The sequence below is a fragment of the Clostridium sp. CAG:43 genome, from assembly GCF_000434655.1.
GTDB classification, from domain to species: domain Bacteria; phylum Bacillota; class Clostridia; order Lachnospirales; family Lachnospiraceae; genus Otoolea; species Otoolea fessa.
The window spans coordinates 10,577-25,591 of record NZ_FR895107.1 but is presented as its reverse complement, the minus strand read 5'-3'; the positions used below and the strand labels follow the sequence as shown (position 1 = coordinate 25,591).

Sequence of the window (15,015 nt, the reverse complement as noted above, 5' to 3'; positions counted from 1 at the left end):
CGGTCGCCGCCGATCACAAACCGGCTGTCATGGAGCGGCAATCCGCCTTCTATGATCAGCGCATCCGTCCCGATCCCCCGGATCGATGCCCCCATACCATTTAGGAAATGGCACAGCTGTCCAATCTCCGGTTCCCGCGCGCATCCCCGCAGAACCGTCCGCCCCACCGCTGCCACAGCGGCAAACAGGGCATTTTCCACCGCGCCGACACTCGGAAACGGAAAAATAATCTCTGCCCCGCGAAGTCCCGTTGTCTGTGCATGCAGGAAGCCGTCCGGCTCCGGTTCCTGTATTTCCGCGCCCAGCGCACGGAGTGCCCGCAAATGCCAGTCGATTGGACGTTTTCCGATCATACATCCGCCGGGGCTGTAGACACCCGCCTCGCAAAAGCGTCCCAGGAGCGCTCCCAAAAGCATAATGGACGAGCGCATTTTCCCCATCGCATTCTGCTCGATCCGCCAGCCATTCATCTTCGAAGTATCGATTTCCAGACGGTTTCCGTGCAACGCACACCGGCATCCCAGAGAATCAAGAATCCCCATCATACAGAACACATCCTGTATTCTGGGGACATTTTCAAGCACGGTAATTCCGCGGTTTAACACCGACGCCGCCATCATCGGCAAAACTGCATTTTTCGACCCCTGCACCGTGAGTCCGCCCTGAATCCGGCACGGTCCGTGAATCTCGATGAAAGCCAAACAATCCCCTCCCACCGGCATCTATGTATTATTATATGCCAACGAGAGAAAATGGTTCTCATTTTCTACATTTTCCGAAGTAAATATGTAACTCCGCCAAATATTCCTACTGCTCCAGCTTAATCTGGTTCGAGACGCTTAACACCATCCCCATCTCCAGCATCAGGAACATGACGGACGTACCTCCGTAACTGATAAACGGCAGCGTAACACCCGTGTTCGGGATCGTATTCGTAACAACCGCGATATTTAAGATAACCTGAATCGCGATGTGTGCCATCACGCCGATCACGATCATCGCACCCATCAGATCCGGTGCATTTCCAGCAATTACCATGAAGCGGTAAATCATAAACATGAAAATCAGAATGACCGAAATCGCGCCAAACAGACCTAATTCCTCACAGATAATCGAAAAAATCATATCATTCTGCGCCTCCGGCACGAAACCGAGCTTCTGGAGACTCTCACCCAGTCCCTTTCCAAACAGACCGCCGGAACCGATCGCGTACAGACCCTGGAGCACCTGATAACCGCCGGAACGTGCATACTGCACCGGGTTGACCCAGACATTGATTCGTCCCAGCTGATAATCCTTCAGGATATGGAGCTTTACCAGCAGATGCCCTATATAGGGGGCGACCGCCAGAAGTCCGACGCCGCCTCCGATGCAGAGGAAAAACGGCCATTTGATCTTGCACGCCACAAACAGCATCACAAACACGATGCCGCAGATGATGATACCAGAACTTAAGTTGTTCGCCGTAACTAAAAGTGCCAGCGGCGCCGACAGCGCCACGATAAATCCGACTGCCCGCAGCTGGTTGATCCGCACGCCCAAATTGGCAATCAGAACCGCCAGAAGCAGAATCAGGGAAATCTTGACAATCTCGGTCGGCTGGAACTGGAGCGGTCCCAGGCGCAGCCAGCGCTTCTTACCATGCGATGCCACGCCCAGAGGTGTAAAACGCGTCAGAAGCAGCGTCACGTATGAAGCGATATATCCCAGCATCGCAAACCGCGCAAACCAGTGATAATCTATCTTGGAGACGATATACATCGCAACAAAGCTGACACCCGCGATGCCCGCCTGACGAAGCATAAAATATCCCGGATTGCCGTAATCAAGCTGCGCCTTATAGGAGCTCGCGCTGTAAATCATGATCAGTCCGAATACCGTCAGGAAAATGATGGTAAACAACAGACTGTAATCATAAAACCGATGTGGTTTTTTCTTTTTAATTTTTCCCGGTTCCGGCATACTTCCACTCCCCTGCTTTTTGTTGTTACAGTTTCGAAATTCTGCCTGTAAACGGCAGTTTTTCCTTCAAATCAGGGCTGCCGCAGACAAATGCCGGCTGCGACAGCCCCCTTAAATACATTAAGCCTTTATTCGTTACTGTTCACGCATACGTGCCCAGTAAGCTTTATTCTTCCAATACTGAATTGCTGCGTGCTTTGCACTCCGCAATTCTCAAAAGTCACAATTCCTCCTGCAAGCAATCTTGCGTCGGATTTCCGACCTTTGAACCTTGGTATTACAAATTTCTCACAAACTCTTTGAATTTGCGTCCGCGCTCTTCAAAGTTCTTGAACTGCCCCCAGCTTGCACATGCCGGTGAAAGCAGGACGTTATCGCCTGGATTTGCGTAGGATGCACATACCTGTACAGCCTCCTGCATACCTGTACAGCCTCCTGCAGATCTTCCGCGTACATGATATCATTGAAGCCGTGGCGTTTTGCACACTCGGCAATCTTGTCGCGGGTCTGGCCGATCAGCACCAGATAGCGTACCTTTCCGCCAAAGCTCTCGATCCACTCGTCAAACTCGGAATGCTTATCATATCCGCCTGCGATTAATAAGGTCGGTCCCGGCATCGCCTTGATCGCCTGCATCGCTGCATCCGGGTTGGTTCCCTTGGAATCGTTGTAGTATTTGACACCAAAACGCTCGGTTACGAACTCAATGCGGTGTTCAACTGCCTTGAATTCCTTGATCACCTTCTGGATCTTCTCCAGCGGAACGCCCATGTTCATACTGATAGCAACCGCTGCCATAACATTTTCATGGTTATGACGGCCAAGTAGCTTCAGATCGTGGATATTGACAATCACGGTCTCTTTCTCGCCGTCGTTGTATACAATCTCATCCTCTTTCAGGTAGAAACCTTGTTTCAGGGTACGCAGACTGGAAAAATATACCACCTTGATGTCTTTTAAAGTCTCACCAAATTCACGCAGTACCGGATCCTCATAGTTCAGGACACAGACATCGCCCTCTTTCTGGTTCTTGGTAATGCTCTCTTTCGTCTCGATGTAGCATTCCATCGTCTTATGACGATCCAGATGATCCGGGGTAATATTTAAAATAGCGCTTACATTCGGGTGGAAATCAGTCATGGTCTCCAGCATGAAGCTCGATACCTCTGCGACAGTTACGGTCTCATCCGTTGTCTCCAATGCGTGGAATGCAAACGGCTCACCGATATTTCCAACTACAAATACGCTGTCATAGAATGACTTCATGATCTCGCCGGTCAGGGAAGTCGTCGTTGTCTTTCCGTTCGTGCCGGTAATGGCTGCCATACGTCCTTTGGCACAGTGATATGCAAGCTGCATCTCGCCCCAGATCGGAATACCGGTTTCACGAATCATCTCTACAAACGGTGCATCGGTCGGGATGCCCGGGCTTAAAATTGCCAGCTCCACGCCTAACAAATCCGTCTTTTTCAGCTCTCCGAGGACGAACGTGATTGTCGCGCCTTCGTCAAATTTCTTTTTCAGCTCCTCTGGATCCAGTTTTTCATTGCCATCGTAAAGCACTACCTCCCCGCCTTTTGAGAGAAGGAGCTTTGCAGCTGCAATACCGCTGATACCTGTTCCTGCTACTAATACTTTCTGACTCATAATCTTCCTCCTATAATCCTAAGTATGCTATAAGGCAAAGGATTGCCGTAATAATCGAAAATACGCCTACGACCCTGGTCTCAGACCATCCGCAGAGCTCGAAATGATGATGGATCGGCGCCATCTTGAAAAAGCGCTTTCCGCCCGTCTTCTTAAAATAGGTTACCTGAATAATAACAGATAATACTTCCACCAGATAAATCAGACCCACGATCGCGATAAAGATCGGCATCTGCATCATAAAGGCACTGGAAGCGACAAAACCGCCGAGTGCCAGTGAACCGGTATCGCCCATGAACACACGCGCCGGATAAACATTGAACAGAAGAAAGCCCAGAAGACTTCCAACTACTGCGCCGGTAATCGGGCTAATGCCGCTGTTCTCCCCGATCGCCACGATCGTAAAGAACGTTGCTACCAGAATCGTCACACTGGTGCACAGGCCGTCCAGACCATCTGTGAAGTTCACGCCATTGTCAGTTCCCAGAATGATGAAGAACAGTGCCGGTACAAACAGCCAGACCGGAAGCTGTAAATACTTGCCGGTAAATGGAATCAGCATCCCTGTTCCGATGTCCGGTGAGGTTACAATATAATAGGCAAAAATACCTGTGATCACAAACTGTCCGATCAGCTTCTGGATCGGATTTAAGCCCTCCGAACGTTTCATCACGATCTTGATGTAATCGTCCAGAAATCCAACCACGCCGAATCCAACAGTCATAAACAGCACCGGAATGATCTTCGGATAATCCCGGATATAGAGCAGAGACGTAATGATGATGCTGGAAAGAATTACCAGACCGCCCATCGTCGGGGTTCCCTGCTTTTTCAGATGCGTCTGCGGTCCGTCATCGCGCACCTGCTGTCCGAATTTCAACCTGTGGAGAAACGGTATCACGATCGGGCACAGCACTGCGCTGACCACAAATGCGATGATAACCGCCAGTATTGTTTCATTTACCATGTCACACCTCTAACTTATCTTCCTATGTATACAGAGATAGTTCCTCAATTTATACACCTCAATAGTATACGTCTTTTTAGGGGAATAATCAACCTCTTTTCTCCACCCCCAGATACGGCAAAATGACCTCAAACAGATCGCGGATCACCGGGGCGGCAATCGTCCCGCCATAGTAGATTCCTTCCGGTTCATCGATGGTGATGAGCGCGATCACCTGCGGATCGTCCGCCGGTGCAAACCCTAAAAATGAGGAAATATATTTTTTCCGGCTCCTTGGAAGTTTCTCCGAGGTTGCCGTCTTTCCGCCGATCCGGTAGCCCTCGATCCGGGCGTTTTTTCCACTCCCCTCCGCCACCACCTGTTCCAGAATATAACGCAGCGTCTCACTCGTCTGCTCCGATAAGATTCTCTCCTCTTTTGGATAGGCAAACACGTGGACTGCCTGACCATCTGCCCGCACGGCACGGATACCGATGTGCGGTGTGATGCGCGTGCCTCCGTTGATCAGGGAGGATGCCGTTGTAATGAGCTGGATCGGCGTGATCTGAAACGACTGCCCAAAAGAGACGGTCGCCAGCTCCACCGGTCCGATCTGATCCGGCTGGTGCATGATCGTCCCCGCCTCACCCGGCAGATCAATCCCAGTCTTTCCCAGCAGACCAAACTGCTTAAAATACTGATAGTACCGCTCCGGTCCCAGCCGCTGCCCGACATCGATCAGAACAGGATTGCAGGAATTCATCATTCCCTGTAAAAACGTCTCCCCGCCGTGTCCGCCCACCTTGTGACACCGAATCTTCCGATCTTCCACGATCCGAAATCCCGGGCAGGAAAACTGGTCAGTCAGGTTGACCACGCCCGCCTCCAGTCCCGCAGCGGCAGTCACGATTTTGAATGTAGACCCCGGTTCGTATGTATCATTTAAACAGGGATTGCGCCACATCTGATTGAGGAGAGCTTGTTTATTTTGCGCTGATGCTGCGTGTGACTGCACTTCATTCTTCCAGGATATGTCTTCTTCTGTTTCTGAATCTTCGTTTTTTCCATCTGTCACCAGCTCAAACGGCTCATTCAATGAAAACTCCGGTGCATTTACCATTGCATAGATTTCCCCGTTCTTCGGGTTCATCACGATGATCGAGACGCGGTTCGCATTCTTTTTCTGCATCGTCTGGTACGCCGCCTGTTCCGCGTACATCTGGATATTGACATCCAGACTCGCCTGCAGATCCCGCCCTGCCTCCGGCTCGATGCGATCCTCCGCCTCATTTTCCAGCTCGATCCCCGCCGCGTCCGTGAGCGTCAGGATCTTGCCATCCGTGCCCTTTAAATACTTCTCATACTGTACTTCCAGACCGATGATCCCCTGATTATCTCCCCCGGTGAATCCCAGCACTTTCGATGCCAGATGTCCATATGGATAATATCGTTTATAGTCCTCATCCACCTTGACTCCCTCCAGGCGCATTGCCCGGATCGCATCGCCCCGCGTTTTCTCTACATTGGACTTGATCACCTCCCTGGAAGATCGTTTTTCCGTCTTTTTCCGCACCTCCGCCTCCGGAAGTCCCAGTTCTTCGCTTAAAACCCGGATAACTGTCTCCGGATCTTTTACCTGATTATGAATCACTGAGATAGTACATACAGTCCGGTTATCGGCAATCACCGTTCCGTTCCGGTCAAGGATCCGCCCGCGCGGCGCTTTGATACTGCGCTCCCGCCGATGCAGCTCCTCCGCCATCTGGCTGTAATAATCCGCTTTATACAGCATGAGGAAGAACAGTCTCCCCGCCAATCCTGCCATGCACAGGCAGATGGCGGCGCACAAAAAGACAGTTCTTCCTCTGTGATGCGTCCGGTTCCGATTCATACTGCTTCCTGTCTGATCTCATTGCTACAGTATATCATAAGAACCGTTTCTTTATTCTGTATTTTCCACGCAGGATAGATAAGTCTTGCCGACCGACACAATTCTTAATCTCCCGCTGCCTGCGCTTCCTGGGAAGCTGCCGTTTCTCCGGCATTATCCGCTGTTCCGGTGTCTCTGCCCGTTCCAGCCGTTTCACCGTTTCCAACCGCCGCCGATTCGTCCTGCACATTTCCCATCGTATCCGGATAGCTGTACTCGTCTCCGGAATCGATAAATTCCTCATCGTAGTTCGCCCAGCCGCCCTCCGGAGCCGGAGTCGTCTCTGCCGGTGTTTCAGCTGCATTCGGATCCTCGGTCGCTGTCCCGCTTATAATGCCTTCTTCCTGGCCGGAAAGATTGGTCTCGAGATCCTGTGCCGCGCCACCTGCCGGGAATACATTCTTATATGGAAGGACTTCCGCCATGATCTTGCTGAAAATCTCGCTGGCAAAAGTCGAATGTGCCTGCTGTTCGCCCGGCAGATGCGGGGTATCTACTAACACATAGCAAAGTACCTGCGGATTGTATGCCGGTGCATATCCGATAAAGGAAACCAGATAATTCTTCTCCGCACGCGGCTGCTTCTGCGCCGTACCTGTCTTACCAGCCACTTCGTAACCGGCAACCGCCGCCGCGCCCGCGGTACCGCCATCACCTGATACTGTCTGGTAAAGCGCATTATTAATGAAGTTCGAGGTCGATTCCGAAACCGTCTCTCGCACCAGATTTGGGGAAACGGATTTGACAACGGATCCTTCGTCGTTCAGAATCTCTTTTACCACATGCGGCTCATAATAGGAACCGCCGTTGATTAAGGACGCATATCCGGCTGCCATCTGCACCATCGTACAGTTATAGTTCTGTCCAAATGCGTTGGTCGCCAGAGAAGCCGGATCCATATTGGATGCCTGATAAATCAGACCTGACGCCTCGCCTGGAAGGTCGATGCCCGTCTTCTCGCCAAATCCAAAAATCTTCTGATACTGGACAAACTTCTCTTTTCCCTCCAGTGATACAATACGCATCATAACGACGTTGCAGGATTTCATCAATCCCTGTGTGATCGTCAGCGGTCCGTGACCGGCTCGGGCAACACACCGGATATCCCAGTCTCCGAAATGCAGTTTTCCGCCGCACTCAAAGACCTCGTTTCCGGAAATCGCGCCTTCCTCGATCGCCCCGGCTACCGTAAATGCTTTCTGTGGAGAACCCGGCTCATAGGAGTCGCTCACGCAGAAGTTTCTCCACATTTTATACCACGCCTCGGACTTCGTTTTTTCATCCATCGCCTGGATTTCCTCATCCGTATAGTAGGTGCTTAAATTGTACGGATCATTCAGATTGTAACGGGTCGTCGTATCCATCGCCAGGATCTCACCGCTGTTCGGATCCATGACGATCGCCGCCGCCAGATTACTTCCAATGCCCGCCTGCCACTCGTCCAGATATTTCTGGACAATCTTCTGGATGTTGACGTCGATCGTCAACTCCAGCGTCTTTCCGTTCTGCGCCGGTTTTACCGTTCGCTCGACGTTCGAATCGCCGTTTAAATAACCATACTCACGACCGCTCACACCGTTCAGGATATCATTATAATACTGTTCAACACCGCCGGATGCATTGCCATCCTTGAGGGCAAAACCGACCACATTGCATGCCAGCTCATTGTACGGATACGTTCTCTTATATTCTTCCTCGAACCATACGCCCGTGATACGTTGGTTGCCGCCTTCCTCCGTCGGCAGCGCCCGGTATTCCTTGTTCTTGTCCTTCTCATAAGTCTCAAATTTCTCTTTATCCTCTGCCGGAAGCTGTTTCGCATAAATCACATACTGGCTGTCTTTTTTCTCCTCGATCATCGCCTGCAGCTCGTCCCGCTTGTAACCGAAGCACTCCACCAGCGCGTCCAGCGTGGCATCGAGATACTGGTAGTTCTCCTCCGTATCCAGAATCTGCTTCGGATCGACGACCAGATTGTAAACTTTCTCGCTAATCGCCAGATACGTCCCGTTCCGGTCGATAATATTGCCGCGCTTGTAGGGAATCGTGCGGCTCTCATAGTCCTGATGGCTCAGGACTATCTGATTGTACGACTCGCCCTTACTTTTTACCAGATTATAAAGCACCAGCACCAATGCAAACAAAGCCAGCATAATTACCAGGACGGTAATTGCCAGCTTTTCCTGCATATATTTCCGAAAGGTCTGTCTGCCGTTAGTGTTTTGGGATGTCCTCATACTGTCTTACATACTCGCTTTCCGTCTTGTCATATAAAAGAATCTGATCCTTATTTGCATATACCATGCCGAGCTCTTCGGTCGCCACTTTATATACATGATCCAGATCCACATACGTGTCAATCCGGGTCTGAAGTGCATCATTCTCGGACTTCAGGTTCTCCAGTTTCAGCTCCAGATCCTCAATGTGGTTGATACGGGTCGTGATCGACGCCTGCTTATGCAGATAATTCATACATAAAACCAGCGTGATCAGCGCAGCGATGGTCAACGCCAGCACATACGGTCCGTTCATATAAAGCGCCTTTTCCTGGTTGCGGCGCACGGCGTGTTTATGCCGGTACTCCTCTCTCTCATCTCTTTCTGGTCTTATCTCCACGGTTCTCTGAACTTTTCGCACGGTATTACCGTCCACATACGTGGAGGCCGATACATGTTGTCTCCTTCTGACAGACATAACGTTCCCTCCCTGCTCTTTCGCTTTTTCTCTCTTTTATCTCCCCCGCACCTGAAACGATCTCTGTTCTGCGGTGCAGTTATGCTTTTGTTTATGATTTTTCAAATACCCGGAGCTTTGCGCTCTTGGAACGCGGATTTTCTTCCATCTCCTGATCGGTCGGAAGAATCGGTTTTCTTGTAATCACCCTGCCGCGGCTTTTGCGTCCACAAACACAGACCGGAAAATCCGGCGGGCAGATGCATGGATTTTCATTCGTCCGGAAACGGTTCTTTACGATTCTATCTTCCAGGGAATGGAACGTAATGATCGAAAGCCGTCCGCCCGGTGCCAGGCGCTCAATCATCGTATCGATCGAATCTTCCAGCACATCCAGTTCCCGGTTTAACTCGATCCGGATCGCCTGAAACGTACGCTTTGCCGGATGACCGCCGGTCGCCCGAACCTTTGCCGGAATCGATGCCCGGATGATCTCCGTCAGCTCGCCTGTCGTCTCAATCTCTTTTTTCTGTCGTGCCTGTACGATGTGTTTTGCAATATTCTTCGCAAACCGATCCTCACCGTAGTCCCGGATGATCCGGTACAGTTCCATCTCACTGTAGGTATTGACGATGTCCTTCGCGGTCTGCTCATTTCTCTGATCCATCCGCATATCCAGCGGCGCATCGTCCTCGCGATAGGTAAATCCCCGTTCCGCTGTGTCAAGCTGGAAGGAAGACACACCCAGATCCAGATAAATTCCATCCACCTGCGGAATCTCCAGCTCATCTAACACCTGTGCAATCCGCTCATAATTGCTCCGCACAACGGTTATCTTATCTCCAAAGGGAGCCAGACGTTCTGACGCAGCCGCAATCGCGTCCGCATCCTGATCAATCCCGATCAGGCGTCCGCCGTCTCCCAGCCGTGCCGCCACCTCGCTCGCGTGACCGCCGCCTCCCAGTGTCCCATCCACATAGATACCCTGAGGCTTTACACAGAGACTGTCAACCGTCTCATTTAATAATACTGATTTGTGATTAAATATCATATGCCAAGGCCTTCCATATTTTCTGCAATCTCTTCCATGTCATCATAGACATTCTTCTCCGCCCAGGTCGCCTTGTTCCAGATCTCGATCCGGCTTCCGACGCCGACCAGGACAACCTCCTTCTCGAGTCCTGCAAAATCCCTCAGAACCGAAGGAAGCAGGATTCGTCCCTGACGATCCACCTCACACGCCGAGGCACCTGCCAGAAAGAAACGGGAGAATTTTCTGGCATTCTGATTGGTAAGTGGGAGTGCCTGTAACTTCTCTTCGAACTTTTTCCACTCGGTGTTATCGTACACAAAAAGACAGCCATCCAACCCCTTTGTCACCACAAATTCGTCTCCAAGCTGTTCCCTGAACTTCGACGGAACGATCAAACGTCCCTTCGCATCGATTGTATGATTGTATTCTCCCATGAACATATCAATCACCCGTCATCCGATGTGTACCACTTTTGTGTCCCGAAAATCCATTTCGTTCCACTTTTCACCACTTTCTACCACTTGTTATGTTTATTTTAGTACATGCCCATCAAAATGGCAAGGTCTAAATCGAAAAAAAATCAGAAAACTCAGGCACCGGTTCTTTTTCCGAACACATGTACCTGAGTTTTCTGTACTTATCTATATTTGTTTCTATTTCCACTCTTATTTTATAGCGCCGTCTCCAGCCCTCTTTCAGTCTCCGTCTCCAGCCCGATATACTGATTTAAGAGTTTGTCAAGCTCCACACTGTAGTGATAAATTATGTCATATGCTGCCTTTGTGTCAATATTTTGATTCAGCTGCTGTCTTGCCCGTTCAATCTTTTGAACTAATTCTTCTCTCATATCCGCCATCCTATGCATTCTCCTTTTCTATTCTCTAGTGCCATTCCTCCTTACTTCACTGTCATTTTACGTCTTCCACCAGCAAAAAGCAAACTATTTCGACCGATTAAATTCGACAAAAAACGACGTTTCGGTTCCAAAAGTGCCTACCCGTGAACAGCAACCGACGTTTGCATATAACAATAGGGCAGGATCCCGAAGAATCCCACCCTACTATATAAATACATTATTCAGAATAAATCTGCTCTATCCTATTTCACGCCAAAGATAGCCATGAATGTACCTGCTGCTACGGCAGTACCGATAACACCAGCTACGTTCGGTCCCATTGCATGCATCAGAAGGAAGTTGCTCGGATCTGCCTCAGAACCAACCTTCTGGGATACACGTGCTGCCATCGGAACTGCAGATACACCTGCGGAACCGATCAGCGGGTTTACCTTACCATGAGTTACCTTGCACATAATCTTACCGAAGATAACACCTGCTGCAGTACCCAGAGCGAATGCAATCAGACCCAGAACTACGATCTTGATGGTATCCAGGTTTAAGAAAGCCTCTGCACTGGTAGTAGCACCTACGGAAGTACCCAGGAAGATAACGACGATGTACATCAGGGCGTTGGAAGCAGTCTCTGTCAGCTGCTTAACAACACCAGACTCACGGAACAGGTTACCAAGCATAAGCATACCAACCAGCGGAGCAGTTGTCGGCAGAATCATGCAGACAACGATTGTAACAACAACCGGGAACAGAATCTTCTCCAGTTTGGATACCGGACGAAGCTGCTCCATACGGATCTCTCTCTCCTCTTTGGTGGTAAGGAGTTTCATGATCGGCGGCTGGATAATCGGAACCAGAGCCATGTAGGAGTAAGCTGCTACGGCAATCGGTCCCATCAGACCTGTCTGACCAAGTTTACCAGCCAGGAAGATAGAGGTCGGGCCGTCTGCACCACCGATGATGGAGATAGCAGCCGCAGCCTTATCGTTGAATCCCATGAAGATAGCCATGAAGTAAGCGCCGTAGATACCGAACTGAGCAGCTGCACCGAGCAGGAAGCTCTTCGGGTTAGCGATCAGCGGACCGAAGTCTGTCATCGCACCGACACCCATGAAGATGAGGGATGGTAAGATACTCCACTCATCCAGTAAATAAAAGTAATGTAAAAGTCCACCAACTCCGTTCGATGAGTCTTCAATCGATCTCATAATATCAGGATAGATATTTACAAGCAGCATACCAAAGGAAATAGGAAGAAGCAGTAACGGCTCGAATCCTTTTCCGATTGCCAGATACAGGAAAATCAGCGCTACGAAAATCATAACGATGTTTCCAAATGTCAGGTTTAAGAATGCTGTCTGCTGAAGAAGATTGGACAATGTAGTTGTTATATATTCCATATTAATTCCTCCAAACGGAATAACATATCCCGTATTTTTTCAGCCAGTTTTATAAAAATTAGATTAGTTTAATGTAGCAAGAACTGCGCCCGGTTCTACCATATCGCCTACTGCAACATTAACACTGGCAACGGTACCGTCCTGAGGAGCTACGATCTCGTTCTCCATCTTCATAGCTTCCAGAAGCAGGATAACCTGACCACGTTTTACAGCTGTGCCAGCTGCTGCCTTAATACCAAGGATCTTACCTGGCATCGGGGATGTGATGGTTACGCCGCCTGCTGCCGGTGCTGCTGCTGGAGCCGGAGCTGCTGCGCCTGCAAATCCTTCTTCTACGGTTACCTGATATGCTGTACCATTTACGGTGATAGTATAATTCTTCATTTTAAATTCCTCCAGATTTTATCGATGATTATTTACGTGTAATGGAGCGGATATTTACGCTGTCTGCCGGTACGCCGGTTGCTGCTGCGATCGCTGCAGTAATAACTGCTACCAGTTCTCCATCGTTTGCCGCATTGCCTGCTGCTGGTGCTGCGGTACGTGCCGGCGCTGCTGCCGGTGCTGCAGTCTGTACAGGTGCCGGTGCTGCTGCCGGTGCCTCTGCTCCTGCTTTTTTAGCCTTTACATTTGCCTCAATCTCGTTAACCTTCTTGAAGCTGCTGATAATTAAGCTGATGAAAATCAGTACCAGGAATACGGTACCCATACCCATCAGGGTATTTAATGCTGCCTTCTCCATCTTCTCACCGAAGCTGTAGTTTACAACAAAGGATAACTCGGTCGGTACCAGAGAAGTACCGCCGTAGCTGCTTACGCTCTCCTCAGCGGTCAGGGAGAAAGTCAAGTTTCTCTTCTCAAAGGAAGCCTGAACAACTGCTGTGTAGCTGTCATCATCGGCGCGCTCTACGGTCACGCTCTGAATCTCACCCATCTTGCCTAAATCGTCCTTAGAACTGGTCCAGGAAGAAATTGCAGACTCAATGACTGTGTTTTTCTGCTTCTCAGCCTGTTTCAGCTGTGCTGCCAGATCTTCGTCACTGTAGCTGGCGAACTGCTCCAGATAGCTCTTAGCGCCATCGCTCATGGTCTGCTCGATCTCCGGAGAAATCGGCTCTACCGCTTCTTCAGAAGCGCTACCACAGGCGGACAGAGCGAAAAAGCAGACTGCCATGCAAAGTACAAGCAGCATTCTTTTCATATTCTGTTTCATAAATGTGTCACCTCGTAATTAGATCGTTCCATGCTTTGACGGACGTCCCTCTTTCTTCGTGAATCATATCCTGACAGCATCCATGTTTCTTTCATGGCGCCATCCGTGATACTTCCCACCTATCTGTGTTTGCAGGTGTTTTTGCAAAATTTCCAGAGCTTGTCATCCACTCCGGGAATTCTCCATCTGACACGCTGCGGCAGCAGAGGATTGTACAATCTCCTCTGCATACATAAATGGCATGCACTTCCGTCTATGCGAATCCGACTTTAATAGCCATGCATACATAAACATCTGTACCACTGACTTCTTATTCGATTCTCACATAAGCGCTGTCCGGTGCCTGACTGATGACAAACACTGCCCTCATCCCTGTTTCCGGAAATGATTCCGGCAGCCAGCCGCACTGACATCCCTTTTTTAGCACTACAACTCCGCCGACGGTTCTGATTATATAATCATTATACAATATGTAAAAACACGCTGCTTCCATGCAGTACTAAATCCGGAATCTGCATTCTCCGACCTTTCCCTGCTTGCGTCTCCGCGTAGCTGCCTGCCTGCGAACCACTGCTTTCACAGTTTCCTGCTGACAAACGCCCCCGCTTTCGCACTACTTCTGTGCCCGCCATCCCGATTCTGCGCTTTTGCCGATATAACGTATACCGAGGCTCTTCCTAATTTGCAGCCAGAAGAGCCTCGCATCTTTCGTCAAATCCGCACCGGAACAGCCGCAGCTTATCTTGCACATACAGTTGATATAGCAGTTTGAAACGTCATGTTATGCCAGATTACTTATGCTGGTTTCCTCCATCCCATAAGCAAGTCCATTTTTTTGCCTGTTTAACATTGTATAATGAGGTCGGCAAAAAAGCAAGTTATTTCCGTTCGAATTTGTTTACTTTTTCATTTTTTTAACTGAATCAGCCCCAATATCTGGGTACTGGTTCAAATCATATTTATATTATACCCCTGCCGGACCGGACGGCTGCACCGGTGACTGGCTTCCGGTTGTCGGAGTCTGTCCATCCGTCGAACCGCCATTTCCCGCCGCATTCTCCTCCGGCAGAACTACCGTGCAGCTTCCGTCTGCCGCTGCCTGCCAGGTATTTCCATCCATCTCGAACGTAATACCTGCGTACATCGCGCCGCTGGCATCCAGGTAATATTTCTTACCGCCAAGATCCAGCCAGCCGGTCTGCATCACGCCGGACTCATTCATGTAATACCACTTTCCGCCGACTGCCTGCCAGCCCGTCGTCATGGCGCCGGAGCCGTCAAAGTAATACCAGCTTCCGCCCAGGTTCTGCCAGCCCGCCTGCATCGCGCCGGATGCGTTCAGATAATATTTCTTGCCGCCC

12 protein-coding genes and 2 pseudogenes are annotated in these 15,015 nt (G+C 50.0%); all 14 read right to left on the bottom strand.

Annotated elements, in window-relative coordinates:
* Window positions 1–701, bottom strand: a 701-nt coding sequence (locus tag QVO97_RS10180; protein ID WP_369678412.1) for a UDP-N-acetylglucosamine 1-carboxyvinyltransferase, incomplete at its 3' end; no start/stop codon positions are given.
* A gap of 106 nt (window positions 702–807) precedes the next feature.
* On the bottom strand, window positions 808–1,962 hold the full coding sequence (locus QVO97_RS10175; RefSeq protein ID WP_022360217.1) for an FtsW/RodA/SpoVE family cell cycle protein: 1,155 nt from the start codon (window positions 1,960–1,962) through the stop codon (window positions 808–810).
* Window positions 1,963–2,239: 277 nt separating this feature from the next.
* Window positions 2,240–3,609 (bottom strand): annotated as a pseudogene (gene murD / locus QVO97_RS10170) (UDP-N-acetylmuramoyl-L-alanine--D-glutamate ligase).
* 10 nt (window positions 3,610–3,619) lie between these two features.
* Entirely contained in the window at window positions 3,620–4,576 is a 957-nt protein-coding gene (gene mraY, locus QVO97_RS10165) for a phospho-N-acetylmuramoyl-pentapeptide-transferase (protein ID WP_022360215.1), read from the bottom strand.
* Between the two features lie 88 nt (window positions 4,577–4,664).
* Window positions 4,665–6,347: a peptidoglycan D,D-transpeptidase FtsI family protein gene (locus QVO97_RS10160; RefSeq protein ID WP_369678411.1), complete on the bottom strand. Its 1,683-nt coding sequence runs from the start codon at window positions 6,345–6,347 to the stop codon at window positions 4,665–4,667.
* 203 nt (window positions 6,348–6,550) lie between these two features.
* On the bottom strand, window positions 6,551–8,674 hold the full coding sequence (locus tag QVO97_RS10155) for a peptidoglycan D,D-transpeptidase FtsI family protein (RefSeq protein WP_022360213.1): 2,124 nt from the start codon (window positions 8,672–8,674) through the stop codon (window positions 6,551–6,553).
* 25 nt (window positions 8,675–8,699) lie between these two features.
* On the bottom strand, window positions 8,700–9,101 hold the full coding sequence (locus QVO97_RS10150; RefSeq protein WP_337496620.1) for a cell division protein FtsL: 402 nt from the start codon (window positions 9,099–9,101) through the stop codon (window positions 8,700–8,702).
* A gap of 169 nt (window positions 9,102–9,270) precedes the next feature.
* Window positions 9,271–10,209 (bottom strand): 16S rRNA (cytosine(1402)-N(4))-methyltransferase RsmH, encoded by a 939-nt coding sequence (gene rsmH / locus QVO97_RS10145; RefSeq protein WP_022360211.1) that lies wholly within the window; start codon window positions 10,207–10,209, stop codon window positions 9,271–9,273.
* Window positions 10,206–10,631, bottom strand: a complete 426-nt coding sequence (gene mraZ, locus QVO97_RS10140) for a division/cell wall cluster transcriptional repressor MraZ (RefSeq protein WP_022360210.1) — start codon at window positions 10,629–10,631, stop codon at window positions 10,206–10,208. Before mraZ ends, rsmH begins: the two co-directional genes overlap by 4 nt.
* Window positions 10,632–10,861: 230 nt before the next feature.
* Window positions 10,862–11,038 (bottom strand): aspartyl-phosphate phosphatase Spo0E family protein, encoded by a 177-nt coding sequence (locus QVO97_RS10135; RefSeq protein WP_243105342.1) that lies wholly within the window; start codon window positions 11,036–11,038, stop codon window positions 10,862–10,864.
* Between the two features lie 251 nt (window positions 11,039–11,289).
* On the bottom strand, window positions 11,290–12,441 hold the full coding sequence (locus tag QVO97_RS10130) for a sodium ion-translocating decarboxylase subunit beta (protein ID WP_022360208.1): 1,152 nt from the start codon (window positions 12,439–12,441) through the stop codon (window positions 11,290–11,292).
* Between the two features lie 63 nt (window positions 12,442–12,504).
* A complete protein-coding gene (locus QVO97_RS10125) occupies window positions 12,505–12,825 on the bottom strand; it encodes a biotin/lipoyl-containing protein (RefSeq protein WP_022360207.1) in 321 nt (106 codons plus the stop codon).
* Window positions 12,826–12,853: 28 nt separating this feature from the next.
* Window positions 12,854–13,654 (bottom strand): OadG family transporter subunit, encoded by an 801-nt coding sequence (locus QVO97_RS10120; protein WP_022360206.1) that lies wholly within the window; start codon window positions 13,652–13,654, stop codon window positions 12,854–12,856.
* Between the two features lie 964 nt (window positions 13,655–14,618).
* Window positions 14,619–15,015: pseudogene (locus tag QVO97_RS10115) on the bottom strand (glycoside hydrolase); the annotation flags it as partial.